26 protein-coding genes and 2 pseudogenes are annotated in these 26,966 nt (G+C 40.5%); 15 read left to right on the forward strand and 13 right to left on the reverse strand.

Annotated features, from left to right (window positions below; translation table 11 throughout):
* Nucleotides 1–204: 204 nt before the first annotated feature.
* Nucleotides 205–549 (reverse strand): RNA recognition motif domain-containing protein, encoded by a 345-nt coding sequence (locus tag G498_RS0104245; protein WP_026980012.1) that lies wholly within the window; start codon nucleotides 547–549, stop codon nucleotides 205–207.
* A gap of 195 nt (nucleotides 550–744) precedes the next feature.
* On the opposite strand from G498_RS0104245, the gene G498_RS0104250 reads away from it, so the two are divergent.
* The 3 genes from G498_RS0104250 to G498_RS0104260 are packed head-to-tail and all read left to right on the forward strand — an operon-like array spanning nucleotide 745 to nucleotide 2,597.
* Entirely contained in the window at nucleotides 745–1,314 is a 570-nt protein-coding gene (locus G498_RS0104250) for a 30S ribosomal protein S16 (protein ID WP_026980013.1), read from the forward strand.
* A gap of 18 nt (nucleotides 1,315–1,332) precedes the next feature.
* A complete protein-coding gene (gene rimM, locus G498_RS0104255; RefSeq protein ID WP_026980014.1) occupies nucleotides 1,333–1,860 on the forward strand; it encodes a ribosome maturation factor RimM in 528 nt (175 codons plus the stop codon).
* Between the two features lie 32 nt (nucleotides 1,861–1,892).
* Nucleotides 1,893–2,597, forward strand: a complete 705-nt coding sequence (locus tag G498_RS0104260) for a tRNA1(Val) (adenine(37)-N6)-methyltransferase (RefSeq protein ID WP_026980015.1) — start codon at nucleotides 1,893–1,895, stop codon at nucleotides 2,595–2,597.
* On the opposite strand, the pseudogene G498_RS15950 reads toward G498_RS0104260, so the two are convergent.
* Nucleotides 2,594–2,719, reverse strand: a pseudogene (locus G498_RS15950) (HlyD family secretion protein); the annotation flags it as partial. The gene G498_RS0104260 and the pseudogene G498_RS15950 overlap by 4 nt on opposite strands.
* Before the next feature lie 52 nt (nucleotides 2,720–2,771).
* Between G498_RS15950 and G498_RS15595 the strand changes: the two are divergent.
* On the forward strand, nucleotides 2,772–2,912 hold the full coding sequence (locus tag G498_RS15595; protein WP_035743999.1) for a transposase: 141 nt from the start codon (nucleotides 2,772–2,774) through the stop codon (nucleotides 2,910–2,912).
* A 4-nt stretch (nucleotides 2,913–2,916) separates the two neighbouring features.
* A pseudogene (locus tag G498_RS14660) lies at nucleotides 2,917–3,498 on the forward strand (IS3 family transposase); the annotation flags it as partial.
* 8 nt (nucleotides 3,499–3,506) lie between these two features.
* Here the strand turns inward: G498_RS14660 and G498_RS15985 are convergent.
* Nucleotides 3,507–3,638, reverse strand: coding sequence for a hypothetical protein (locus G498_RS15985; protein WP_262486421.1), 132 nt, complete (start codon nucleotides 3,636–3,638; stop codon nucleotides 3,507–3,509).
* 13 nt (nucleotides 3,639–3,651) lie between these two features.
* Nucleotides 3,652–4,563 carry a hypothetical protein gene (locus G498_RS0104275; RefSeq protein WP_131387666.1) on the reverse strand — a complete coding sequence of 304 codons (912 nt, stop codon included), beginning with the start codon at nucleotides 4,561–4,563 and terminating at the stop codon, nucleotides 3,652–3,654.
* 227 nt (nucleotides 4,564–4,790) lie between these two features.
* Here G498_RS0104275 and G498_RS0104280 point away from each other — a divergent pair, with 227 nt between their 5' ends.
* Complete coding sequence (locus tag G498_RS0104280) at nucleotides 4,791–5,969, forward strand: acyl-CoA dehydrogenase family protein (protein WP_026980017.1); 1,179 nt, start codon at nucleotides 4,791–4,793, stop codon at nucleotides 5,967–5,969.
* 124 nt (nucleotides 5,970–6,093) lie between these two features.
* Nucleotides 6,094–6,879 carry a DUF3050 domain-containing protein gene (locus G498_RS0104285; RefSeq protein WP_026980018.1) on the forward strand — a complete coding sequence of 262 codons (786 nt, stop codon included), beginning with the start codon at nucleotides 6,094–6,096 and terminating at the stop codon, nucleotides 6,877–6,879.
* Between the two features lie 32 nt (nucleotides 6,880–6,911).
* Here the strand turns inward: G498_RS0104285 and G498_RS0104290 are convergent, their stop codons facing one another.
* From G498_RS0104290 to trmB, 7 genes are all read right to left on the reverse strand, one after another.
* Nucleotides 6,912–7,244, reverse strand: coding sequence for a 2Fe-2S iron-sulfur cluster-binding family protein (locus G498_RS0104290; RefSeq protein WP_026980019.1), 333 nt, complete (start codon nucleotides 7,242–7,244; stop codon nucleotides 6,912–6,914).
* Nucleotide 7,245: 1 nt separating this feature from the next.
* Nucleotides 7,246–8,304 carry an NAD(P)/FAD-dependent oxidoreductase gene (locus tag G498_RS0104295; protein ID WP_026980020.1) on the reverse strand — a complete coding sequence of 353 codons (1,059 nt, stop codon included), beginning with the start codon at nucleotides 8,302–8,304 and terminating at the stop codon, nucleotides 7,246–7,248.
* 175 nt (nucleotides 8,305–8,479) lie between these two features.
* A complete protein-coding gene (locus tag G498_RS0104300; protein ID WP_026980021.1) occupies nucleotides 8,480–8,719 on the reverse strand; it encodes a NifU family protein in 240 nt (79 codons plus the stop codon).
* Between the two features lie 80 nt (nucleotides 8,720–8,799).
* A complete protein-coding gene (locus G498_RS0104305; protein WP_026980022.1) occupies nucleotides 8,800–9,930 on the reverse strand; it encodes an Mrp/NBP35 family ATP-binding protein in 1,131 nt (376 codons plus the stop codon).
* Between the two features lie 126 nt (nucleotides 9,931–10,056).
* A complete protein-coding gene (locus G498_RS0104310) occupies nucleotides 10,057–10,389 on the reverse strand; it encodes an MGMT family protein (RefSeq protein WP_026980023.1) in 333 nt (110 codons plus the stop codon).
* A gap of 1 nt (nucleotide 10,390) precedes the next feature.
* On the reverse strand, nucleotides 10,391–11,023 hold the full coding sequence (locus G498_RS0104315; RefSeq protein ID WP_026980024.1) for a LysE family transporter: 633 nt from the start codon (nucleotides 11,021–11,023) through the stop codon (nucleotides 10,391–10,393).
* Nucleotides 11,024–11,698 carry a tRNA (guanosine(46)-N7)-methyltransferase TrmB gene (gene trmB / locus G498_RS0104320; protein WP_026980025.1) on the reverse strand — a complete coding sequence of 225 codons (675 nt, stop codon included), beginning with the start codon at nucleotides 11,696–11,698 and terminating at the stop codon, nucleotides 11,024–11,026. It abuts the gene before it with no gap.
* A gap of 154 nt (nucleotides 11,699–11,852) precedes the next feature.
* Between trmB and G498_RS0104325 the strand changes: the two genes are divergently transcribed.
* A complete protein-coding gene (locus G498_RS0104325; protein WP_035743972.1) occupies nucleotides 11,853–12,911 on the forward strand; it encodes a glycosyltransferase in 1,059 nt (352 codons plus the stop codon).
* Nucleotides 12,912–12,914: 3 nt separating this feature from the next.
* On the opposite strand, the gene G498_RS0104330 is transcribed toward G498_RS0104325, so the two are convergent.
* Both G498_RS0104330 and G498_RS0104335 read right to left on the reverse strand, forming a co-directional pair.
* Nucleotides 12,915–13,958 (reverse strand): sensor histidine kinase, encoded by a 1,044-nt coding sequence (locus G498_RS0104330; RefSeq protein WP_026980027.1) that lies wholly within the window; start codon nucleotides 13,956–13,958, stop codon nucleotides 12,915–12,917.
* Nucleotides 13,959–14,642, reverse strand: coding sequence for a response regulator transcription factor (locus G498_RS0104335; protein ID WP_026980028.1), 684 nt, complete (start codon nucleotides 14,640–14,642; stop codon nucleotides 13,959–13,961).
* Between the two features lie 199 nt (nucleotides 14,643–14,841).
* On the opposite strand from G498_RS0104335, the gene G498_RS0104340 reads away from it, so the two are divergent.
* The 7 genes from G498_RS0104340 (at nucleotide 14,842) to G498_RS0104370 (ending at nucleotide 26,896) form a co-directional block, all read left to right on the forward strand.
* On the forward strand, nucleotides 14,842–17,583 hold the full coding sequence (locus G498_RS0104340; RefSeq protein WP_026980029.1) for a TonB-dependent receptor: 2,742 nt from the start codon (nucleotides 14,842–14,844) through the stop codon (nucleotides 17,581–17,583).
* Nucleotides 17,584–17,732: 149 nt separating this feature from the next.
* Nucleotides 17,733–18,911 carry a hypothetical protein gene (locus G498_RS0104345; RefSeq protein WP_026980030.1) on the forward strand — a complete coding sequence of 393 codons (1,179 nt, stop codon included), beginning with the start codon at nucleotides 17,733–17,735 and terminating at the stop codon, nucleotides 18,909–18,911.
* A gap of 103 nt (nucleotides 18,912–19,014) precedes the next feature.
* The gene (locus G498_RS0104350) at nucleotides 19,015–19,356 is read left to right on the forward strand and encodes a T9SS type A sorting domain-containing protein (protein WP_026980031.1); all 342 of its coding nucleotides are present in this window, start codon (nucleotides 19,015–19,017) and stop codon (nucleotides 19,354–19,356) included.
* 128 nt (nucleotides 19,357–19,484) lie between these two features.
* Entirely contained in the window at nucleotides 19,485–21,218 is a 1,734-nt protein-coding gene (locus G498_RS0104355; RefSeq protein WP_161625334.1) for a T9SS type A sorting domain-containing protein, read from the forward strand.
* Between the two features lie 257 nt (nucleotides 21,219–21,475).
* Complete coding sequence (locus G498_RS0104360) at nucleotides 21,476–22,312, forward strand: hypothetical protein (protein ID WP_026980033.1); 837 nt, start codon at nucleotides 21,476–21,478, stop codon at nucleotides 22,310–22,312.
* 18 nt (nucleotides 22,313–22,330) lie between these two features.
* Nucleotides 22,331–25,849 (forward strand): M43 family zinc metalloprotease, encoded by a 3,519-nt coding sequence (locus G498_RS0104365; protein ID WP_026980034.1) that lies wholly within the window; start codon nucleotides 22,331–22,333, stop codon nucleotides 25,847–25,849.
* A 66-nt stretch (nucleotides 25,850–25,915) separates the two neighbouring features.
* A complete protein-coding gene (locus G498_RS0104370; protein WP_026980035.1) occupies nucleotides 25,916–26,896 on the forward strand; it encodes a LuxE/PaaK family acyltransferase in 981 nt (326 codons plus the stop codon).
* The last annotated feature ends 70 nt before the right edge of the window (nucleotides 26,897–26,966 follow it).

A 26,966-nucleotide genomic window follows, 5' to 3' on the forward strand; every position in this document is an offset into this window, starting at 1 on the left:
AGAAGCGGATTGTCAATTTTAGTTATTAACAAACACAAAAGACAACAGCTTCTTAGCCCCGGTTGAGCCGGTAGCTTCCCCGCCGCCGCGGGGAACTTGAGGCGAAGACGGGAACAAGGATTCCAAGAAAGCCCGAAACATTCGCTCCAAAAAAAAACCACCTCTAATGAGATGGTCTTTCGTAAATTGTATCGAAAACGCTTCTTAGTATCTTCCTCCACGATTTCCGCCGTAGTTCCCACCACCGCGGTTGTTTCCGTAACCTCCGCCGGAACGGTTGTTATTGAAACTTCTTCTTTCACCTTCCGGTTTCGGCTCGGATTTGTTTACTACGATGGCACGCCCTTCTACAGTTGCCCCGTTAAGTTCTTCGATGGCTTTCTGTGCGTCTGCATCATTTTCCATTTCCACAAAACCAAATCCTTTACTTCTTCCGGTAAATTTATCGGTGATGATTTTAACTGAAGTCACTTCTCCGTACACTTCAAAAGACGATCTTAAGTCTGCTTCGTCTAATGAAAACGGAAGACTTCCAACAAAAATGTTCATATAACTATTTTAAAAATTTTGGTAAAGGTAGGCTATTAATTTTCTAAATCACTCATTCTTAAGCTTTTTCTTTTAAAATAATTATTGTATATAAAACATATTTTGTGAAATTAAATTATTTTGTATGCTAAACTTTTATATCTTTGCACCCTTAAATAACCGAGGTCGTGTACCTCAAATTAATCATTAAAGATTATGTCAGTAAAAATCAGATTACAAAGACATGGTAAAAAAGGGAAACCTTTTTACTGGATCGTAGCGGCAGATGCCCGCGCGAAAAGAGATGGTAGATTCCTTGAAAAAATCGGAACTTACAATCCAAACACTAACCCTGCAACTATCGACTTGAACTTAGACAAGGCAGTTACTTGGTTATTCAACGGTGCTCAGCCAACTGACACTGCAAGAGCTATCCTTTCTTACAAAGGTGCTTTATTAAAACACCACTTAGAAGGCGGTGTTCGCAAAGGTGCTTTAACTGCTGAACAGGCTGAAGCTAAATTGGCTGCCTGGTTAGAAGAAAAGGCAAACAAAGTTACTGCGAAAAAAGACGGTTTAGCAAAATCGAAAGCGGATGTTAAAGCTGCGGCTTTAAAAGCTGAGAAAGAAGCTAACGCAAAACGTATCGCTGCTCAGACTGAGGCTGCAAAAGCTGCTGAAGCTACAGAAGAGGTTGCTGAAGAAGCAGAAGAAGCACCAGTTGCTGAAGCTGCTACTGAAGAAACTCCGGCTGTTGAGGAGAACAACGAAGAAACAGAAGCTTAATTTTTCAGGAGCGGTTCCATGCGTAAAGAAGAGTGTTTCTATTTAGGTAAAATCGCGAAAAAATTTAGTTTTAAGGGAGAAGTCCTTATTTATTTGGATACGGACGAACCCGAAATGTATGAAGATATGGAATCAGTTTTTGTCGAACTCGGCAGAAATCTGGTTCCATTTTTTATTGAAAAAAGTGCGCTTCACAAAGGCGACTTTCTGAGAGTCAAATTTGAAGAAGTAGACAGCGAAGACGACGCCGATAAAATCATCGGTTGCGAAATTTACCTTCCGCTTGCAATGCTGCCGAAACTGGACGGCAAAAAATTTTACTTCCACGAAGTGATTGGTTTTGATGTGGAAGATACACGTTTAGGGAACATCGGGAAAATTGTTTCCATTAACGATTCTACCGCGCAGCCACTATTCGAAATCATGAAAGACGACACGGAAATCTTAATTCCGATGATTGACGATTTTATTGTGGAAATCGACCGAACCAACAAAAAAGTGGTTTTGGATACGCCGGAAGGCTTGGTGGATCTTTACTTAGGATAGTTTACAGTCCCGTTTGACAAAAATCACAAATCATGTTTCAGTTTAAACAGTTCAAAATAGAACAAGACCGTTGCGCCATGAAAGTGGGGACCGATGGGGTTTTATTGGGCGCCTGGACACCTTTAATCAACAATCCTTACACCATTTTAGACATTGGTGCCGGAACGGGTTTAGTTGCTTTGATGCTGGCCCAACGCAGTAATGCCGAACAAATCGATGCTATTGAAATTGACGACGACGCTTACGAACAGGCCACCGAAAATTTCGAAAATTCGCCGTGGAACGACCGTTTGTACTGTTACCACGCCGGTCTGGACGAATTTGTGGATGAAGTGGACGAGGAATTTGACCTAATTGTTTCCAACCCGCCGTTTTATACCGACAATTACAAATCCGGTGATGAACAACGCGATAATGCCCGGTTTGAAGATTCGCTCCCTTTTGAAGATTTGGTGGAAGCTGCGGATTTTTTTCTGTCGGAAAACGGTATACTTTCGGTGATTATTCCTTTTAAAGAGGAAGACAAATTCATTGGACTTTGCCGGGAAAGGGATTTGTTTCCTTTGAAAATTACCCGCGTAAAAGGAACGCCCACTACCGAAATCAAACGAAGTTTATTGACCTTTTGCCGTATAGAACAAACGCCGGTGGTGGATGAACTGGTGATTGAAACCGCGCGGCATCAGTATACGCCGGAATACATTGAATTGACTAAAGATTTTTATCTGAAACTTTAATTTGGTTTAAACATCTCCCGAAACTGATAAAGTATTCGTTCGATTAAGCGCAAATCTTCGGTGATGATTTCTGCGGTGCCCTTCATTTCCTGCTGAAACGGGATGACTTTTTTGTAATTGGATATGCAACTTAGCGTGGAGTTAGAATTAAGAACAAAATCTTAATTTTAAACTATGAAAGAACCCCGTAAAACTTACAATCGCGTATTTAAAGAACAAGCCGTTCAATTAAGTCATGAGAGAAACAATATCTCAGAACTTGCTAGAGAGCTTGGAATAACCGCTGTATTGCTTTATAAATGGAGAAAAGATTAGCAGGAAATTCAAAGTGACAACAAATTCAAAACACAATCACTTTGTTGTCCAGAATGTCTTGAATAGAGAGTTTACAGCTAATAAACCTTCTAAGGTTTGGGTTTCTGATATTACTTATATTCAGACTACCGAAGGTTTCTTGTATCTTACTACGGTTCTTGATTTATTTGACAGAAAAGTAATTGATTGGAGTTTGAGCAATGGTTTGGGGACTGAACAAACTTCACTGGCAGCACGGAAAATGGCTGTTAGAAATCGAAAAATAAGGCAAGGATTAGTTTTTAAATCTGACAGAGGTATTCAATATGCTAATAAAAAGTTTACCAATACGCTTGATTCTTATACAGTCACACGAAGTATGAGCCGAAAAGGTGATTGTTGGGATAATGCAGTTGCAGAAAGTTTCTTCAAATCCTTAAAAACTGAACTGATTTATGGAAACAAATTAATATCCAGAAAGCAAATGAGGCTTGAAATTTTTGAATACATCGAAATCTGGTACAACAAAAAAAGAAGGCACTCAGCTTTAAATTACAAAACAATTGAAGAATTTAACAACTTAGATATGTACAATAATATAGCTTAACTTTTACTCTACTTTTTGTTTGTATATTCATAGGAACTGGACTCTTCAAGCGCTTTTCCGCTCATTACCATACCCATTTCTTTAGATGTCAGTTCTTCTGTTTCATTGACAAATGAACTAATTGAAGCTAGTTTTCTCATATTATATATTTAATTAATGTTTCGGAAATAATTTGTTAATCCTCCATTTTTCGTAACCGTAGTTCGGCAATCCAATAGTGGCTCGTCTTCTATTTAATTCCTTAATTGGAATTTGTGTTTTGTTGTCATATGACCCATAATACTGCTCTTGGCCTTTATATAACAAATACTGGTCATACATATTAGCATAATATTGCGATTTAGCTTTTCCTTCTTTTATAAAATCCATAATTTTAGGTAGAAAATAATTTATACGTAAAGAATCTTTCGTATGAAGAAGCAACACTCCTACATCAACAATTTTTCCATCTACTAGTGAATTTCCAATTATTTTTTCATCAGGAAAACCATAATCATTAAAGATCTCAATTAATCTTTTACTATTGATTGAATCGATTGTATTTTGCTTATCAATATTTGCATGATAAGATTGCTTTCTATATAATTGGTCATTTTCAATCATTAACGAAATTTCTTTTCTTAATTCTAATTTCAATGAAGACTTATTTATTTCATTCAATTTGGCATAATTTTTATCAAAAAAATTTTTTTCTTTTAAATAATAAATATTAAAGATTGAATCCTTTTTTAATGTAGTATCGGTTAATCTGTACTTACTTATTAATTTTAAGAAATCTTCATTCTTAATCTTTTTATCCAATATGATTTTCAATTGATAATACCTATTAACCTCATAATAGCTAGGCATATTTAAGGGCTCATATTTCTGAAACAGACTATCTAAAATATCGTAACTTCTCTGATAGTTTTTAGTGATGTACAGACTATCCGCTTCATAAACTTTTAAATAGTAAGGAATATAATTCAATTCCTTTTTAACCTCAACTCCTTTTATTGCATTTGTTTTACAAGAAAACAAAATTGCAATTGTAATTATTGAGAACATCAAACATTTAATTTTCATTTTTTTAATCTTTCTAGGTTTTATAACTAATAAACCATACAATCATTTCTTACATGTAAGAATACACTGCAAATAAAAAACATTTGTAAGAATATTCCAAGTTTTTATAAAACTATTTTTCTTACGAAAAAACAGCATTCCATTCAACGATTAAAAAAATATCACTCACACAAAATGATAAGTTAAATATCTTTCTGTACTTTTGTGAACCAAAATAACAAACAACAATGAAACCAGATTTATTTCAAGCTCCTGATTACTACCTGTTAGACGATTTACTAACAGAAGAACATAAATTAGTACGTGACGCTGCCCGTGCCTGGGTAAAGCGCGATGTATCTCCAATCATTGAAGAATACGCCCAAAAAGCGGAATTCCCAAAACAACTGATTAAAGGTCTGGCGGAAATCGGTGGTTTTGGCCCTTATATCCCGGCGGAATATGGCGGTGCCGGTTTAGACCAGATCTCTTACGGATTGATCATGCAGGAAATCGAGCGCGGGGATTCCGGAGTTCGTTCGACTTCTTCCGTTCAGTCTTCGCTGGTAATGTATCCGATTTGGAAATACGGAAACGAAGAACAACGCATGAAATACCTGCCTAAATTAGCTACCGGAGAATGGATTGGCTGTTTCGGTTTGACCGAGCCGGATTACGGTTCCAACCCGGGTGGCATGGTAACGAATTTCAAAGATATGGGCGACCATTACTTATTAAACGGAGCCAAAATGTGGATTTCCAACGCACCTTTCGCGGATATCGCAGTGGTTTGGGCTAAAAACGAAGAAGGCCGCATTCACGGATTAATCGTGGAAAGAGGTATGGAAGGCTTCTCTACTCCGGAAACGCACAACAAATGGTCTTTGAGAGCTTCCGCTACCGGAGAGCTTATCTTCGATAATGTAAAAGTTCCGAAAGAAAACCTTTTACCGAACAAATCCGGCTTAGGTGCTCCGCTGGGCTGTTTGGATTCAGCGCGTTACGGAATTGCCTGGGGTGCTATCGGTGCCGCTATGGACTGTTACGATACGGCTTTAAGATATTCCAAAGAACGTATCCAGTTCGACAAACCAATCGGTGCGACGCAATTACAGCAAAAGAAATTGGCGGAAATGATTACTGAAATCACTAAAGCACAGTTATTAACCTGGAGATTAGGCGTTTTACGCAACGAAGGAAGAGCGACTTCTGCTCAGATTTCCATGGCGAAACGCAACAACGTGAACATGGCTATTGAAATTGCCCGTGAAGCAAGACAAATGTTAGGCGGAATGGGAATCACCGGTGAATACTCTATCATGCGACACATGATGAACTTAGAATCGGTGATTACTTACGAAGGAACTCACGATATCCACCTGTTAATCACCGGTATGGATGTGACTGGTTTCTCGGCCTTCAAATAAGATTCCTTCTTAATTTTTGATAAAAATCAATGTTAAAAGCTTCTCTAAAACGGGAAGCTTTTTTAATTTTGTATAGCAAACACCAATGCAACCCATTTGTTTTTGCAATTAATACAAATGCCCCATGAAAATTCAAACCATCAATCAGGCGGTTCAACCGTTAAAAGAACAACTGCTGAACCACGAGTTATACGCTCAGATTCAAAACCTTGACGATTTACACCACTTTCTGGAATATCACGTGTATGCCGTTTGGGATTTCATGTCCCTGCTGAAAGCTTTACAGATGAAACTCACCTGTACCACTGCGCCTTGGTTTGCCTCACCCAATCCGGAGATGCGCTATTTAATCAACGCCATTGTGCTGGCGGAAGAATCGGATCTCAATGCAGACGGCAAAAGACAAAGCCATTTTGAGATGTATCTCGATGCCATGAAAGCCTGTGGTGCCAACACCCAGGAAATTGATGTTTTTCTGGAGAGCGTCATTGCGATGCAAAACATTTTTGTTTCCATCCGCATCAGCGATCTGAATCCGAAAATCAAAGACTTTCTGGACTTTACCTTCCGCGTGATTGAACAGGGAAAACCGCATGAAATTGCCGCGGCCTTTACTTTTGGACGGGAAGATTTGATTCCGGAGATGTTTACCGAAATTCTGAAAAACTTCAAAACCAATTTCCCGCAAGCGGATTTATCCAAACTGATTTACTATTTCGAGCGCCACATCGAACTGGATGCCGACGACCACGGCCCGATGGCCCTGCAGATGATTACCGAATTGTGCGGTGAAGACAGCCAAAAATGGAAAGAAGTGGAAGCGGTTTCCAAACAGGCTTTGGAGAAACGCATCGGTTTATGGGACGCCATCGAAGAACAGATTAAAGAAAAGCATTTGGCTACTACATAAAAAAATCCCGAGTGTATCGGGATTTTTGTTTTTTATTGTTCCGGAGCAATTTCAAGCTCCAAGCCTTCTAAATCTTCGGTAATGGGAATCTGGCAGCCTAAACGCGAATTGTCTTTAACGTGATAAGCCTCCCAAAGCATCGCCTCTTCTTCCGGATTGCGCTCTAACGAAACCACATCGTTGAGAATATAACACTGACAGGACGCACACATAGCCATACCGCCACAAATCCCGATGGTTCCTTCCTCTGCCAATTCGTAGGAGCGGATAACTTCCATCACATTCATGTTCATGTCGGTGGGTGCCTGAACTTCGTGTCTTTGACCGTTGCGGTCGGTGATATATATGGTTACATCTTGACTCATCTTACTCTATAGCTTTTACGACAGCTTTTTCCGCTTCTTTTCGGCTTCCGTCGAAACCGTCTACACCGGAAACCGTGGTGTATTTCAACACGTATTTTTTACCCGGATTCAATTTGTTGTATACCGATTGGCACATTAACGTCGCTTCGTGAAAACCACAAAGAATCAGTTTTAATTTGCCCGGATAGGTGTTCACATCGCCAATCGCATAAATGCCTTCGATATTGGTCTGATAGTCCAAGGCGTTGTTTACGACGATGGCGTTCTTCTCGATTTCCAAGCCCCAGTGTGCAATTGGGCCTAATTTTGGCGTTAACCCAAAGAGCGGAATAAAATAATCCGTTTCCACGTTCATGCGGGCGCCGTTTACTTCGATGTCTACCGATTCGATGCGTTCCGAACCCTTAAAACCAATGACTTCACCCGGCGTGATGAGTCTGATTTTCCCGGCATGTTTCAGTTCCTGTACTTTTTCCACGGAGTCCAAAGCGCCGCGGAATTCGTTTCTGCGGTGTACCAAAGTTACCTCGGAAGCCACATTGGAAAGGAAAATACTCCAGTCCAGCGCCGAATCACCACCTCCGGAAATTACTACGCGTTTGCCACGGTATTTTTCGGGATCTTTTACAAAATATTCCACACCTCTATCTTCCAGTTCGTAGAATTCCAAATCTTTCAGAATGGGTTTTCGGGGTTCGAAACTTCCCAAACCGCCGGCAATGGCTACTGCTTTGGCTTTATGTTCCGTTCCTTTGTTGGTGGTTACGATGAAGGTGCCGTCGTCCAGTTTTTGGATTTTTTCGGCTACTTCGCCTAAGGTAAACCCCGGCTGGAACTGTTTGATTTGTTCCATTAAGTTGTTGACCAAGTCACCGGCCAAAACCGAAGGAAACCCCGGAATATCGAAGATGGGTTTTTTAGGGTACAATTCGGTTAACTGTCCGCCCGGTTGCGGCAGCCCGTCGATGATATGGCATTTTAATTTTAAAAGCCCGGCTTCAAAAACGGCAAAAAGCCCCGTAGGACCAGCACCGATGATGAGTATATCTGTTTCAATCATTTTTTTAAAGTTACTGACTAACTATGTTATTGAATGACAAAGTTAGTTCATTATAAAACTACCAAACATGATTAATGTCAGGTTTGCGTGAGATTTGAAATTAAAAGGAGGACAGCCAGTGACTGTCAGGTATTTTCTTCCTTCAACAAATCACCATGCTCTATCATGTTTTATACTACGCTACGTTTACCACGGTTTCGATTTGTGGCGCATACTTTTTAATGGTGGTTTCCACTCCTGCTTTCAAGGTCATCTGGTTGATTTTGCACGAGGTACAAGCCCCTTCCAAACGCACTTTCACGTGTTTATCGTCTTCAATATCGACCAAGGTGATGTCGCCTCCGTCGGAATTTAAAAACGGACGGATTTCCTCCAGCGCTTTTTCTATGGTTGATTTTAATTCTTGTGTATTCATAATCTTATTTAAAGATTGAAAAATTTAAAGATTGAAAAAATTAGGTATTCCGCCATTTCAAATCTTCAAATTTCAATTAACTAATTCCTTTTTACCGCTGAACAGCCTGCCATAGTGGTTATTTTAATCGCTTCGGTAGGCGGAAGGTTGTCGTTGCGGCGAATGGTTTCTTCCACTACGTTTCTTGCTAAAGCTTCGAAAGCGGCCTGTACCGGTGTTGCGGTTTGCATGGCTGCCGGACGACCATAATCCCCTGCTTCGCGGATGCTTTGTACGATAGGCACTTCACCTAAAAACGGCACGTTTAAGTCTTCTGCAAGGTTTTTGGCACCTTCTTTTCCGAAGATGTAATATTTGTTATTTGGCAATTCTTCCGGTGTGAAGTAGGCCATATTTTCGATAATCCCCAAAACCGGCACGTTGATGCTTTCGTTCTGGAACATCGCTACGCCTTTTTTGGCATCGGCTAAGGCTACGGCCTGCGGGGTACTCACGACAACCGCTCCGGTAATCGGCAACGATTGCATGATGGACAAGTGAATGTCTCCGGTTCCCGGTGGCAAGTCTAACAACATGAAATCCAGTTCACCCCAATCGGCATCGAAAATCATTTGGTTTAAGGCTTTAGCTGCCATGGGGCCTCTCCAGATTACCGCCTGATCCGGGCTGGTGAAGAATCCGATAGACAAAATTTCCACGCCATAACCGGTAATCGGCTTCATTTTGGATTTTCCGTCTACCTCAACCGAGATCGGTTTCGCGCCTTCCACGTCGAACATAATCGGCATGGACGGCCCATAAATATCGGCATCCAAAACCCCGACTTTAAAGCCCATGTTGGCTAAGGTTACGGCTAAATTTGCGGTGATAGTCGATTTCCCCACACCACCTTTTCCAGAAGAAACGGCAATAATATTGCTGATGCCCGGAATGGCTTTCCCTTTGATTTGCGGTTTTTCCGGCGCTTCCACCTTGATGTTCACTTTTACTTTGGCTTTATCGTAGATTTTTTCGTGGATAACTTTCATGATGTCTACCTCGGCGCGTTTTTTAATGTGCATCGCTGGGGTGGTTAACAACAAATCTACTACTACCTCGTCGCCGAAAGTCATGACGTTTTGCACGGCACCGCTTTCGACCATATTTTTTCCTTCTCCGGCTATGGAAATGGTTTCCAACGCGCTAAGAATTTCTTTTCTGTCTAATTTCATGGTATTGTGAATGCTTTAAATCTTTCGGAATCAATTCTTTATTAAGACTGATTCTCGATTGCAAAGATAACCTGAAAAGTTTAATCCCGGTACCGGAAATCGTAAAAGTTTTGTGAAAAAATCCGTTTAAAATTGAATTTCAGGTGTCCAGAAATGTTTTTCAAAATCCACAATCTGATTGTTTTTCACCTTAATGCCTTCGCTTTCCAGCAACTGCTGCATAAGATTGGTGCCGTCAAAATGGTGCTTTCCGGTTAAAACACCGTTGCGGTTTACTACGCGATGGGCCGGAATGTCGTCTTGTAAATGAGATGCGTTCATCGCCCAACCCACCATTCTGGCGGAACGGGCAGCTCCTAATGCTTTGGCGATTGCACCATACGAGGTTACTTTTCCGTACGGAATCTGTCGGGCGACGACATAAACGCGTTCGAAGAAATTATCAGTATCGGCGGCCATATCAGCTCTTTAAAATCTTTATCAAGGTAACCACGGAAATGATTCCGGTAACAGTTCCGATGATGTAATTGCCGTTTTTCATCAGAAAAGAAGGTTCTGTGGTTTCTCTCTTTTTAAAAAACAAAATATAGAGGTAAAACATTAAAAAAGAACCTACTACCGTTCCCAAAACAAACAGCCAGATGTACGATTGGTTAAAGAAAAACCATCCTTTCCGGGAAAACCAGACACTCAGAAACACATAGTACGGAATCGGCAATAAATTCAGAAAAGACAGCAGCATTCCGAGAAAAAAACGACTGGTTTTGCTCTTTATTTTGAGTTCTTCCGCCTGCGTCTTTTTTTTCTTTTTACCGGCCCAGAAGAAATATCCGGTGAGTCCGATAAAAATAAACAATCCGACTTCCTGAAGCAAAATGACCACATCGGGGTTTCTGTCGATAAATTTGGCAAATAAAACCGCCACATACGTCTGAAACAAAACGGTGACACTCGCGCCCAGGGCAAAAATCAAGGCCCGGTTACGACCGTCGACGGCGCTTACTTTTGCCGCGGTCATATTTAATAAACCCGGCGGCGCCACTCCGATGGAAGCGGCCGTAAACCCTAATATGAGCGGCAAAAAGTAGTTCATCTATCTGATTTTAAACTGGATGTAGGTAATTGGTTTGTTCTGTTCCAGATACTGGCTTTCGTAAAACGTCTGAATGGCGGTTACCTCTTCCGGAGCGCCTTCGTTTCGGTACACGTTATGGTTGGCGTAAATCACTTCGTGTCCCTGTCCGTGCAACAAACCTAAGGTGTACCCGTGCATGAATTCGCTGTCGGTTTTCAGGTTCATCAGTCCACCGTGTTTCAGAATTTTTTTGTAGCGCTGTAAAAACTCCGAGTTGGTCAGTCGGTGTTTGGTGCGTTTGTATTTGATTTGCGGATCGGGGAAGGTAATCCAGATTTCAGACACTTCGCCTTCGGCAAAACAGTTTTCAATCAGTTCGATTTGCGTGCGTAAAAAGGCTACGTTATGCATACCGCCTTCTACCGCGGTCTTGGCGCCTCTCCAAAAGCGCGCGCCTTTGATATCAATCCCGATAAAATTTTTCTCCGGATAGCGTTCTGCCAATCCGACCGAATATTCGCCTTTCCCGCAACCCAACTCCAGAACCAAAGGATGGTTGTTTTTAAATACTTCTTTATTCCACTTGCCTTTCAACGGAAATTCACCATTAATCAGTTCTTCGCGCGTTGGCTGAAACACGTTATTAAAGGTAGCATTTTCGTTGAATCGTTTTAATTTATTTTTACTTCCCACAGCTTAATTTGAATTTTTGGCAAAATTAAGGAATAATATACCAATAAAAATAGCGTTACTTTGCAGTAATTATTTCGCTCTAAAGATATAAATTTAATCGAAATTCATTGGTTTTGAAATAGTTACCGTAATTTATAGCTGTTTACCTGAAAAAATGTCTAAAAAAAGAATTCTGGTCACCCCGTTAAATTGGGGTTTAGGACATGCCACCCGATGCATCCCAATCCTTGAAGCGTTGGAAAAAAACAGCTTCGAACCGGTTATCGCCTCAGACGGCAACGCCTTGGCCTTACTGAAAAAAGAATTCCCGCATTTACAGGCGTTGGAACTTCCTTCTTACAATATTGAATACGCCCAAAACGGTGAAAATTTCAAATGGAAACTTTTCAGACAACTCCCAAAACTGATTACAGCGGTTCGAGCAGAACGCAAAATTGTCCGAAAATGGGTAACCGAACTGCAACTTGACGGCATTATTTCCGATAACCGACTGGGCATTCATTCCGCAAAGGTTCCGTCGGTTTTCATCACCCATCAACTAAATGTTTTAACAGGAAACACGTCTTGGCTGTCCACCAAAATGCATCATTATTTCATCAAAAAATTTGCGGAATGCTGGGTGCCTGACAACGCCAAAAAACCAAATCTTTCCGGAAAACTCGGCCATTTAAAAGACAACAGTACATTAAACATAAAACACCTTGGCCCGTTAAGCCGTTTCCGGAAAAAACCAACGGAAAAAATTTATGACCTAATGGTTGTACTTTCAGGCCCGGAACCACAACGTACCCTTCTGGAAACCAAACTGAAAGACGAACTGCAGCATTACGACGGCAGTATTATTTTTATCCGCGGTGTGGTGGAACCCGAACAGCAAATTACCCGGGAAGGGAAGCTGACGTATTACAATTTTATGACTTCTGACCAACTCGAATGGACCTTCAACCAAAGTAAAATGGTGGTAAGCCGCTCCGGTTATACGACGATTATGGATTTGGCGAAACTCGGCAAAAAAGCCTTTTTCATTCCGACGCCGGGACAATACGAACAGGAATATCTGGCGAAAAAATTAAAGAAAAAAGGACTGGTGCCGTACTGCAAACAAGACGATTTCAGAGTAGAACGCCTATTGGAAGTGGATTTGTACAAAGGCTTAAAAGAGACCGGCAAAAACGAAACGGACTGGAACCAACTTTTTACGGTTTTTACATAATATTTATTCGGCTTTTTCCAGCGTGAAGGAGAATTCTGAGCCGTACCCGTATTTGCTTTCCACGTATATTTTCTGATGGTGGGCTTCGATGATGTGTTTTACTATGGACAAGCCCAGGCCGGAACCGCCTTCGGAACGCGCGCCGCTTTTGTCGACCCGGAAGAAACGCTCAAACAGACGCGGAATGTATTGTTTCTGAATGCCTTCGCCGTTGTCGGTAACGCGGACGATGATTTTGTTGTTGACCAAATCTTCTATACTGATTTCCGTAGTGCCGTTTTCTTTGCCGTGCTTGATGGAATTCATCACCAGATTTGTTAAAACCTGCTGGATTTTTTCCTCATCAGCCCACACCATAATCGGTTTGGTGTATTTCATGTCGAACATGAGCATGATGTTCTTTTCATCGGCTTTCATTTCAAGCAGATCGAACACATTCTGTACCACGTCTACGATGTTGAATCTGGTGAAATCGAGATTAAGGTCGCCGGCTTCCAGTTTGGTAATCATGTCGAGATCTTTTACAATGTGGATAAGGCGCTCCACACCTTTTTCGGCCCTTTCCAAATATTTTTTGCGGATGGTTTTGTCGTTCATGGCGCCGTCCAATAATGTGGAAAGATAACCCTGCACGGTAAACAACGGGGTTTTCAGTTCGTGCGACACATTCCCCAGAAATTCTCTCCGGTATTCTTCGCGGATTTTTAAGGTTTCGATTTCGATTTTCTTCTCCCGGGCAAACTTCTGAACGTCCTGAGTTAAGGTGGCCATATCGGTGGTAATGGGCTGATTGCGCAGTGTTGTGGAATCCAAAAGCGATACGTCGTCGTAGATTTTTTTCACGCGTTTGTAGATGAATTTTTCCACGCGGAACTGCAACACAAAAAAAGAAAAGCAAAGTGTGGCCAGTCCGAACAACGCAAGGAATTGGTAATTGATTTCAAAAAAAAGATACAGCAAAACAGCAACCAAACCCGTAGCAAAAAGGGTAACGTAAAACGATGATTTGATCGCAAATTTGTACGATTTCTTGAAATTGATACTCATTTACAGCTCCAGCTTATAGCCTACTCCTTTTATAGTTTTAAACAGTTCGTCGCCGATTTTTTCCCTTAATTTTCTGATGTGTACATCGATGGTTCTCCCGCCTACCACAACTTCGTTGCCCCAAACCTTGTCCAGGATTTCTTCCCTTTTGAATACTTTTCCGGGTTTGGAAGCCAATAGGTAGAACAGTTCGAACTCTTTTCTTGGTAAAACGATTTCAGTACCCGCGTTGATGATTTTATACTCCTCACGGTTAATTTCGATATCGCCGATTTTCAGCACATCGCTGCTTTTTTCCGCTTCTTTCAGACGACGCAGCAAGGCTTTTACTTTGCTCACCAGTACTTTGGGTTTGATGGGTTTGGCAATATAATCGTCGGCTCCGGCATCAAAACCGGCTACCTGGGAATAATCTTCGCTTCTGGCGGTTAGGAAGGTGATGATTACATGAGACAGTTCCGGAATCCGGCGGATGTTTTCGCAAGCCTCTATCCCATCCATTTCCGGCATCATCACGTCCATGATAATAAGGTGTGGCAATTCTTTTTTGGCTTTGGCAATCGCTTCTTTACCGTTATTTGCGGTTATAATCTGATACCCTTCCTGAGACAGGTTATACCCCACAATTTCGAGGATGTCCTGCTCGTCGTCAACCAGTAAAATCTTAATGTCTTTCTTTTTCATACCTGTGACACTCTTATGTGTTTTCGGGTTGTAAAGGTAAAGATAATACAAAACGCTGTACGTTGCACGACAACAGTTAACGATTATTTAATGTCTTAACAATTTGGTAATGCAACACCAACAAAAGGATAACAAGGGTGTAACACCCGATTAACGTATCCGGAGTTCCTTTGCTCCAAAATTAAAGCAACACACACTGATGAAATTTAAGTTTTTACTTGTCGCTTTCTTTGCTACACTTTCAGGTTTTGCCCAAAAAGGAACAGTAGCCGGAATGATTACCGACAAAAACCTGAACAACGAAGTTCTTCCGTTTGCAACGGTACTGGTAAAAGGCACCACCAACGGTACAAATACCGATGAAAACGGAAAATACACCTTAACCGTTTCCGAAGGAAGCCATGTTCTGGTCGTTTCTTTCCTGGGGTACGAAAGCGCAGAAGTACCGTTTACCATTGCCGCAAACGAAACCAAAACCATCAATCTGGCGTTGGACATGAAAGGCGTTGCGCTTGAAGATGTAGTCATAAAAACAGAACCAAACCGCCATAAAGAAACCACTTTATTGGCCGAACAGAAAAAAGCGGTGGAAATCAAACAAACCATCGGGGCCCAGGAATTGTCCCGCAAAGGGGTAAGTGATGTCGCTACAGCGGTTGCCAAGACTACCGGGATTACCAAACAGGAAGGTTCCGGAAACATTTACGTTAGGGGTCTGGGCGATCGTTACAACTCGACTACCCTGAACGGTTTGCCGATTCCGTCCAACAATCCGGAGAAGAAAAACATTTCCCTGGATATTTTCCCGACCGATATTGTGGAATTGGTTTCCATCGATAAAGTTTACACCGGAAGAATTACCGGAGATTTTGCCGGCGGAAATATCGATATTGTATCGAAAGATTTTAAAGGCATCGGAATGTTCAGACTGGATATCGGCACGGGCGCGAATACCAATGCCGTTTCCGAAGATCATTTTAAATTACAGAAAGGCTATAATGTGTTTGGCTTCAGCAATCCTTCAAATCCTAAAACCATTGGTACTTACGAATTCAAAACACTTACAATGGAAGAACGTGCACCTTTTTCCGGTTCGTTTGGGGTTTCGGGCGGAAAATCTTTCAACGTGGGTGTTTCAGGAAAATTGAGTGTTTTTGCTACCGGTTCCTTCAACAACGAATATACGTCAAGACAGCACGGTCGTGTTAAAGGCGGTGTGAATGGTGATGCCAGTTTAATCAATAAGGATTTCGAAACGTACTCGGCTAATGGTTACAACACCAATACTACCGGATTGGCCAACATCGGATACAAAATCAACAGCAATCATAAAATAAATTTCAACTCGGTTTTCATCAATACATCCGGCGAATCCAACAGTGAGTATTTTGGTTATGTTGCTGATTTAGCCAACGATCGAAACGGTTTGATCCGTCGTACCAAATACGAAAAAAACACTTTGTCTATCAGCCAGTTATTAGGAGAACATAAATTTGGCGAGCGCATCAAAGCCAATTGGGGCATGGCGAGAAACACCATCGAAGGTGACATGCCGGACCGGGTAACGAACAGTTTTCGAAAAACCGACACCGGCTACCAGATTATTTCACAGTCCCGTCCGGACAACAACCGTTACTATCAACGTTTAACCGAGGAAGAAAATGTAGTGAACGCCTCCTTATCCTATGCTTTTCAAAAAAATCAGAATGAAGAATTTAAAGGAAAATTAACCGCGGGATACAACGGCCGTTCCAAAACCAGAACGTTTAAAGCGACGCAATTTAACTTTAAAACCGAAGTGCCTTATTTAACTACGCTCGTAGACATTGACAATCTGGATTTGTTTTACAATCCGGAAAATTATACCAACGAATATTTCAACATCTTCACCTATTCCGGCGGTGTTGACGATCCTGCCGCCTTAACACCGCAACGTTATACCGGCGCTCAGTACATTCACGGGATCTATCTTACGGCAGACTATAAATTTTCCGACAAACTGACCGCTTCGCTGAGTGTTAGAGGCGAAACCATTTATCAGAAGGTAAAATGGAAAACCCAGCTGGACCCGATTGGCGCTAAAGATGTTTTTGAGAAAAATGCTTTCTTGCCGAATGCCATTTTAAAATACGAAGTAAACAACAAACAAAACCTGCGTTTCGGAACCAGCAAAACATATACGTTGCCGCAATTTAAAGAAAGAGCGCTGTTTGTATACGAAGAAATTGACGAGGTAAAAGTCGGAAATCCTTATTTGTATCCTTCTGACAACTATAATGTGGACATCAAATGGGAACTGTTCCCTAAATCGGAAGAAATCATCTCGGTGGGTGCTTTCGGAAAATACATTATGAACCCGATTAATGAAATCACCATTGCCTCTTCCACCAACGATATTTCCTTCGTAAACACCGGAGACAAGGGTTATGTAGCGGGAATTGAAGCTGAAGTACGAAAAGTAATCGGCGAATTCAGCAACAACAAGTTAACAGCCGGTCTAAACGCTTCTTACATGTACACCACGCAAGACTTAAGCAGTGAAAAAGTACAAAAAGAAACAAAATACGGTGTGGTATTTACGAACAGTAAATCCGGTTTTACAGGCGCTTCTCCATTATTGGTTAATGCCGATCTTACTTTACTGAGAGAATGGAACAACAAAGAGAGTAACATTATGGGAACCTTGGCGTACTCTTACTTTTCAGATCGTTTGTACTCTATCGGAACCAATTTCAGAGGCGATGTGGTGGATAAAGCGGTCGGTACGCTGGATTTTATCTTCAAATCAAAAATCAACAAGAATTTAGGACTGAACTTCAGCGCCAAAAACCTTCTGAATCCCAAAATTGAAAGAGTACAGGAAAACAACAACGGTGATGTTACCTTGTTAACCTACACCAAAGGCATCAGCTTAAGTTTGGGCATGAATTACCAATTCTGATTTTCTTCAGCTAATTTATTACCGTTCATAACATTAGGGCAACGCAAAACGCAACAAAACTTAAACAAATATTCACAATCGCTTAACGCCTTTCCGCAAAACATCCCGCAACTTTGTTTCATCAAATAACTATTAAACACAAAGAAAAAATGAAAAATTCCTTTTTTAAATTATTCGGACTTTTTATGATGTCGGCTGCGGTTTTAACCGGTTGTACAAAACCGGAAGAGGATGCACCAACAGCTCCGTCTTCTTCCTTTGTTGCCGATGTTACTAATTTTCAGGGCAACATTAACGACGGAACTGTTACTTTACAGGCAGGCTCTGTGTACAAGCTGACTGGTAAAATACAGGTAAACACAGGAGCAACCCTTATAATCCCTGCAGGAACCCGAATTGAAGGCATGAACGGAACCAGTTCGTACATCGCCGTGGCTCAGGGTGGAAAAATCAACGTATTGGGAACAGCGGCCAATCCGGTAATCTTTACGAGCGGAAAAGCAAACAAAGCTCCGGGCGACTGGGGCGGATTGGTTATTTGCGGAAAAGCGCCCATCAATATCGGTTCGGTTACGGCACAATCTGAAGTGGCTGATTTAACCTACGGCGGTACGATTGCGAACGACAATTCCGGAATCCTTCAGTATTTGCGAATTGAGTATGCCGGTGCGGCTTTCAATGCGACTAAAGAATTTAACGGGATTTCTTTCTTTGGCGTGGGTTCAGGAACTATTGTGGAAAACGTTCAGGCATTTCACGGTGCTGATGACGGTTTTGAATTCTTTGGCGGAACGGTAAACACTTCAAACTTAGTAGCTATCGGCAACGAAGACGATCAGTTCGACTGGACTGAAGGATGGAGCGGAACCAACACCAACTGGTACGGAAAATTAGATTTCGGAAAAGGAAACAGAGGAATCGAAGCGGACAACTATGAATTTAACTTTGATGCTACGCCAACTTCCAACCCTACAATCTCTAATATAACCTTAATCGGACCCGGAAGTGATGCAGACGCCAACATCTACACAGAAAATCAGGCCATAAAACTGCGAAGAGGCACCAAAGGCATTTTCACAAATGTATTTCTAAAAGATTTCAAAACCGGCATTGATGTGGAGCACGACCAGACCATCAGCTATGTTGCCAACGCTACGCTAAAAGCGACAACAGTAGGTTTCGACGGCGTGGCTTTCAGCACTAATGGCAAGAAAACAGACGGCACGACGGCTGATGTAACGGCAGTTGCGGAAACCGGTACGGCAACCGGAGCAGGAAACGGAGCAGCGGTACCCTCATGGGCTACTCAGTGGACGATTGGATTCTAAAAAAACAACTTTAAACACAAAAAGCGTTCTTTTCTTCGAAGAACGTTTTTTTTTGGCATGTATTTTGAAAAATATTTTTTATATTTACACAATATAATTCCATATGAAGAAAAACTACTTGTATATTATTCTTATCGCAACCTTCTTATTCACCCTTGGCGCAAGTGCTCAGGAGAGTAAGGGAACTTCTAATGGAAAAATCCAGGAAAACACAATTGAAGGCTTAAGCATCTACCCGAACCCGGTTTCAGGAGACCGCATCTTCATTTCCACCAAAGCCAATACCGAAAAAGAAGTAGAGATTTTCGACGTATTGGGCAAACGGGTTTTACAAGCCAACCTTACCAACAAAGAGTTGTATATCGGAACGATTTCACCCGGAGTATACATCATCAAGATTAAAGAAGGCGACGCCGCAGCAACCAGAAAGCTAATTATCAGATAATTATACGTTCTCCGCTTGCCCCTAATTTAACCTTAATTTCACATTAAAAGTTTTACAGATTCGTAATTACTTCCTATCTTTGTTGTCCAATTTTTAAAAATCATTTCAATATGAAAAAAATTTACTCTTTGCTTTTGCTTGTCGTTTTTGGTTTGACTACACAGGCTCAAGTTGTAATTTCCCAAGTGTATGGTGGTGGCGGTAACACAGGCGCACAATACAAAAACGATTTTATTGAAATTTTCAATAGAGGAGCAGCACCCCAAAACCTTAACGGATGGTCAGTTCAATATGCCAGTGCTACTGGTGGTTCATGGACAGTTGGTGCTTTACCAAACATCGACCTGCAACCAGGACAATATTTATTAATCCAAGGACAAGGAGGGGCAAATGGCGCTGATTTACCTGCATCAGATGCCACCATAGCTATTAACTTATCAGGAACTAATGGCAAAGTTGTTTTGGCTAACACTACAACCCGTATGAATGACATTTACACAACTCCTCCAGGAAGCCTCAACCCTGTTGGTCCTGAAATTGTTGATAAAGTTGGATTCGGAACAGCTAACGGAAACGAAACTGCATCAATGGTTGCTTTATCGAACACAACTGCAGGATTCCGTTTAAACAATGGTTGTACAGACACCGATAACAATGCTGCAGACTTTATTGCAGCTGCTCCAAGCCCAAGAAATACTGCTACAGCTTTATCAGTTTGTTCTTCAGCTCCATCCATATTGATCACTTCTCCAGCTAATGGAACCACTTTTTCACCGGAGACCACAAACGTAAATGTCGTTTTAAGCATCAGTAACTTCAATGTTGCCAACGGCACTGGAGATGGACACATTCATTACACAATCAATGGAGGAGCAACTGTTATGAAATATGACACCACTCCTATTGCTGTTCCCACAACTCCAGGAAGCTATACGGTATTTGTACAACTTGTAGACAATTCTCATAATCCGATTGTTCCAGCCCAAAATGCAACTGTTACTTTTACCGTAGCCGCATACACTCCTGTAGCAAACCTAGCAGCTTTACGTGCAGATGTAATTGCTAATGGAATTGGTAAATATTATCAAATTGCAAGCAACCCTGTAGTTACTTATACAAGAACAGCCAATAACCAGAAGTACGTTCAGGACGCTACAGCTGCCATTTTAATACATGACCCTAATCCTGCAGTAATCACCACACCTATGGTTATCGGCGATGCTATTTCAGGATTAAAAGGCAAGTCTGAAAACTTCAACGGAACTCTTGAACTTTTACCAACAACAAATGCAACTGTTGCTTCTTCTGGAAACACAGTGACTCCGCAAATTGTAACAGCAGCTACAATTAGCGCAAATATAGAAGCTTACGAGAGTGAATTAGTTCAAATAAACAACGCTACATTTACTACCGCTGACGGTTCTATTACATTTGCTTCAGGTCAAAACTATAACCTTAATGACGGCACTGATATTGTCTTCAGAACACTATTCTCTGAAGCCGATTACATCGGAGAAATCATCCCTCAAGGAGCCGCTAACAGAGTGGTTTTAGTTTCAGATTTCAACGGAACTGCCCAAGTGGTTTCAAGATCAATCAACGATGTAACGTTAGGCACAACGTCTTTCAACAACATTTCCGGTTTAAACGTTTACCCTAACCCGGCAAACGATTTCCTACACATTACTACAGCTATCAACGGGGTGAAAACCATCGCAGTTTATGATGTAATGGGTAAAGAAGTTTTAAATACCACGACTGCAAACGAAACCATTAACGTTTCTTCATTGAATGCAGGTATTTACATGGTTAAAATCACGGAAGAAGGAAAAACGGCTACTAGAAAATTAGTAATCAAGTAATTCTTCTTACTTTATAAAGAAAGCACCGGCGAAAGTTGGTGCTTTTTTTGTTTTTTAACAAAAAAAACAAATTTTGTCCTATTTATTTTAAAATTTTCATACGATTTTTCTTCATATTTTTGAAAACAGAGAACTAATTGAAATCAAACAATTCTTAAACCCTTGATTAACCACCTCTAATCGCCAACCAATACACAATTAGAAAACAGTTGTGCTTTCAGCACAATATTATCCATAAACCAATTAACACAACAAACATGAAAATCACTCAAACATTATTCACTTCATTAATTGGATTGGTTGCACTATTCAGTTCAGCCCAAAACGTACAATCGGATGCTATAGCAACAAGCGGTGGGCTGAACGCAGGCACATCAACAAGTGGAGGAAATACATTCTACGGTTATTATGCAGGTAATTCCTCAACGGGTTGGGGTAACACTTTTATTGGACAATATGCTGGAGGATATAGCACCGGAAGCGGTAACACATTGATAGGCTCCCTTGTCGGCTCAACAGAAGGAAACTTTAATGTTTGTATTGGCTACAATAGTGCTCCTGAAGCCGGAATAAACACCTCTAGAAATGTATTTATCGGCACTTCTTCCGGCTTTACAGAAACCGGAAGTGATAAATTAGTCATCGCCAATAATGAAGAAAAGCAACTCATTTGGGGTGATTTTGCTGAAAACAAACTGAAATTTAACGCAAAAGTAGGTATTGGATTTGGATTTGGCAATTATCCAACCAGTGCTGGTGGCATAAACCTAACAAATTATAATTTGTTCGTAAAAGGAGGTATATTATCAGAAGAAATAAGAGTGAACTTACAATCAGAATGGGCAGACTACGTCTTTAGCGAGGATTACAAGCTACCATCTATTGAAGAAGTTGAAAAACACATTAAAGATAAAGGTCACTTGCCAAATGTACCTTCTGCTGAAAAAGTAAAAGAAGAAGGTATTGAGCTTGGCGAAATGGCAAAAATACAACAGGAAAAAATTGAGGAGCTAACCTTGTATATCATAGCGCTTAATAAAAAGCTGGAAGCACAGGAAAAACGTTTGAAGGAATTAGAAGATAATAACAAATAATCATTTCAAAGCTATTTTATGAAAAAATTATTTTTCTTCTTTTTAAACGCTTTTTTGATTGTAAGCAGCTATTCGCAAAAAACAACTTCATCTGCCGGAGAAGGAATCGCTCCTTGCGGCACTGATTATCTTCACGAAAAAAGCATAAAGGAAAATCCGAACATTGTTTTTGAGTTAGAGGAGCTTGAAAAAATATATAAAAAAGAGTATGAAAAAGTACCTCTGATGAAATCAGGCAGTTATAATATCACAATACCTGTCGTATTTTATGTTGTTCATGACGGAGGAACTTCCAATATTCCGGATTCGCAAGTTCAAAGTCAATTGACAGCCCTGAACAGCTATTTTTCTCCGCACAACATAAATTTTTGCCTGGCAACTAAATTGGGGGCAAGCCCAACTTTGCCTACGGTAGGTAATTCCGTTCAGACCACTCCTGGGATAATTCATGTATTAAGCTCCACTCTTGCCAATCATAACATTAATACAGCAGCCAGCCAGCAGGCCTTAATTACAGGTACTGCCGGCTACAACATCACCTCTGACAAGTTTTTGAGAATCTGGATCGTAAAAGATATCCTGGACAATAACCAGCCAACAGGCATATTAGGATATGCTCCGGTTCCTTTAACAACATCATTACTGGATGGGATAGTGGTTAAATACAACACCATAGGAAATGCCGCAGACTGCCCTAATTGCTTAACGAATTACAATCAGGGAAAAACATTAATCCATGAAGTAGGCCATTATTTTGGATTATACCATACTTTCCATGAAGGATGTCAAGGTTCAGAATCCGGAACATGCCTGGATAAGGGGGACAAGGTTTGTGACACTCCCCAATCGAGCGTCCCTATGGCAAATTGCAATACTGTTACAAACAGCTGTCCTGAAAATGCAGACAATGACGATCTGTCAAATTTTATGGGCTACACCGTTGATCCTTGCAAAGATCATTTTACACAAGGACAAGCTGACAGGATGTTTGCCGTATTAAGCAGCTTCAGGAGCGTTCTTTTTTCAACAGAAAATCTGGTCGATGTGGGAGCTTGTTCTGCTAATTTAATTTCTTCCGCAATTAATCCTAGTTCTTATTTGTCGTGCACAAACAATACAATTACTTTTAGTTCGCCATATACCAGTACTTCACAATACAGCTACATCTGGGATTTTGGAGACCCTTCCTCTCCAAATAATATTGCCACAACTCCATCTGCGGCGCACAGCTATCAAAGCGCAGCCAATTCCCCATATACCGTAACTCTTACAGTAACCCGTAACAGTGATAATGTAAGTTCTACAAGTACTAAAAAAATCTATATAACAGCCTGCCAACCAATTCAAAGCTCACAAGGAACATGGATTGTAAGTTCAAGCAATCTTTTAAAATTTAATACCGGAGTCCCTGTTTTTGATCCTGGTTTTCCTAATAATCAAATCATTAATCCCTATACGATTGCAAACCAAAACGACAGCAATGGCAATCTATTATTTTTCACAGATAAAACATACGTATACAACAACACCCCAAGTGCCATAAATACAACACCAATAGCTTTAGATCCCTGGCAAGGCAGAGGCTTTTCAACATTAATACTCCCTAAGCCAAATTCAACAGATAAATATTACATCTTTTCTAATACCATTAAAACCACAGTCCAGTCATTTAACGATTCTCATGGTTTCAGATTTAGCGAAATCCAGGAAAATTCAGGAAACATATCAATGAATTCTATAAGACAACCCATTTTTGATTCTGCCATGGGTTCTTTTTTTCAAACACAATTAGGAGCGTTTTACAATGGAAGCGGCATAACTGCCATTAAAAAGAACAACTCACAAAATGAGGAATCTTATTGGATTCTTACTACTTTGAAAGGTGTTGACAATAAAACCTATATAGCCGTATTTCTATTTGACAATATATCCGGCATAAAATATCACAGCCATTATCTTTCTCCGTTAAATATAGAAACCAATCTTATCATGTTAGAGGCCTCACCAAATGGAAATAAAATTTTTATGTATAACCCAAACTGGGGATCGAGCTCCTTTATTCTTGATTTTAATAAAGCACAAGGAATTATCAATAATCCAAAATTAATCTCTTATGACCCTATGGGAATAAATGAAAGTGCAAGTTTTAGCCCGGATTCCAATTTACTATACTATATTGAGGCGCAAAGACGTTTGTACCAGGTAAATTTAAATTCCACCGATCCTGATCAAACAAAAATTTTAGTGGCAACGGAAAATTATCCAAAAGTATTAGGACAGATGCAATTAGGCCCTGATGGGAAAATATATATTGATGGAACTTATTCTGATTGCTTAAAGGTCATCCACAACCCGAACAACCTTTGTACTACTGATAATTACAATAATTGCAATTATTATTTCTACGGCCCTAAAAAGAATCCCGGCGGAAATCAATATTTAAGCTTTGGATTGCCAAATATGATTGATGCGCAACAATCCACCGCATACATAAATAGCACAAACTCTATTTCGCATTATTTAGAAGGTTGTAATACATACAAATTTTTCCCGGATTATTACGGACAATCTTTTTCATGGGATTTTGGAGATATTGCATCAGGATCAAATAACACATCTACTGCCGCAAATCCGACACATACATTTACAGTTGGGAACGATCCTCAATATACTTTCACCGTAACATTAAAAAATAGCTCCGGTACAGTAATAGCACAAAAGCAAATTGTAATTAACAATACAACTAATACTATTACAGGCAGTAGTGACACTTGTGCAGATAGTGGTGAAAATATCACCAATAATTTCATCAACTTACAACAAGGGCAATCTGTTATTTGGACTATAACCGGAGGTTCCGGAACAATTCAGGGAAGTAATGACCAGGAAAATGTTTTGGTTGCCTGGACACAGTTACCCGGAATATTAAAAGCCACCATTACAAATGAGTTTGGATGTCAAAAAGAATTTGATACGCAAATTTTAGAAAACTGCTGCCCGGTTTCTTTAGTTTTCTCAAATACAGAGACGGGCAGTTCAGTTGTTTATAACGCATCTGATAATATTGTTACCAACAACAATTACTCCGTAAATTCAGGTATAGATGTTTCGTTAAAAGCAGGTAGCCATATTCTTTTACAACCTGATTCTCATATAAAAAGTGGGGCAGTTTTTTTAGCCAGAATTGAAAATTGTGATGGCACTTCTAATAGATATATCTCTGCATTATCAGAAAAAAATAACCCTCCGAGAAAACCGCATAATTATAATTTTATCAAATCTACTTCACGATCTACACAAGATAACGAAATAAACGGTTTAAACGTTTACCCTAACCCGGCAAACAGCTTCTTATACATCACTACTGCCGCTAACGGTGTTAAAAACATCACTATTTATGATGTAGTTGGAAAAGAAGTTTTAAACACTACGACAGCAAACGAAACCATTAACGTTTCTTCATTGAATGCAGGTATTTACATGGTTAAAATTACTGAAGAAGGAAAAACGGCTACCAGAAAATTAGTAATCCAATAATTCTTTTTCTCCTTACAAAGAAAGCACCGGTGAAAGCTGGTGCTTTTTTATTTGTACCTTTGCCGCATGTTTACCACTTCGGATATTTTTCACATCAGCTCCAAAAAAGAATTTGAGAAGCTCACGCTCAAAGTGTTTCGTTATCAATACGAGAACAATACGGTCTACCGAAATTTTTGTGATTTACTGAAAAAAGACAAAACCAATGTGAAATCGCTACAGGAAATTCCGTTTTTGCCAATTCAGTTCTTCAAATCACATGAGGTTTTAAGTTCCGCAGAACCCGTTCAGGTTACCTTTACCAGCAGCGGAACCACTGGCATGACAACGAGCCGTCACTTAGTAACCGATCTGAATTTCTACGAAGAAAGTTTCCGCCTGGCATTTTCACAATTTTACGGCAATATTGAAGACTATGTCGTACTGGCGCTATTGCCGTCCTATCTGGAGCGCGAAGGTTCTTCCTTGATTTATATGGTGGAAAATTTAATCGAACATTCCAACCAACCGGAAAGCGGTTTCTATCTGAACAATTACGACGAATTAATCCAGAAACTGACCGAATTGGATGCATCCGGTCAAAATGTTTTACTGATCGGCGTAACGTATGCTTTGCTGGACTTGATTGAAAAGCAAAATTTTCAGCTGAAAAACACTATCATCATGGAAACCGGCGGCATGAAAGGCAAACGCAGGGAGATCATCCGCGAAGAACTGCACGAAATACTGTGCAAAGGCTTCGGCGTTTCCAAAATCCATTCGGAATACGGAATGACGGAATTATTATCGCAGGCGTATTCGCTGGGTGATGGTATTTTTGAATGCCCGCCCTGGATGGAAATTTTAATCCGCGATACGGAAGACGCTTTAAGCTATGTTGCGGAAGGCAAAACCGGCGGTATCAACGTGATTGATCTGGCCAATGTGAATTCCTGTTCGTTTATCGCAACGCAGGATTTGGGTAAAAAATATCCCAACCATTCGTTTGAAGTGTTAGGACGTTTTGACAATTCGGATATTCGCGGTTGTAACCTGATGGTCATGTAACGCTTAGTGCATTTTACTTATAAAAAATCGTGAATTCGTAGCCTTAAAACTTTACTGCCACGAATTCACG

Source organism: Flavobacterium suncheonense GH29-5 = DSM 17707, from assembly GCF_000430025.1.
Classification (GTDB): domain Bacteria; phylum Bacteroidota; class Bacteroidia; order Flavobacteriales; family Flavobacteriaceae; genus Flavobacterium; species Flavobacterium suncheonense.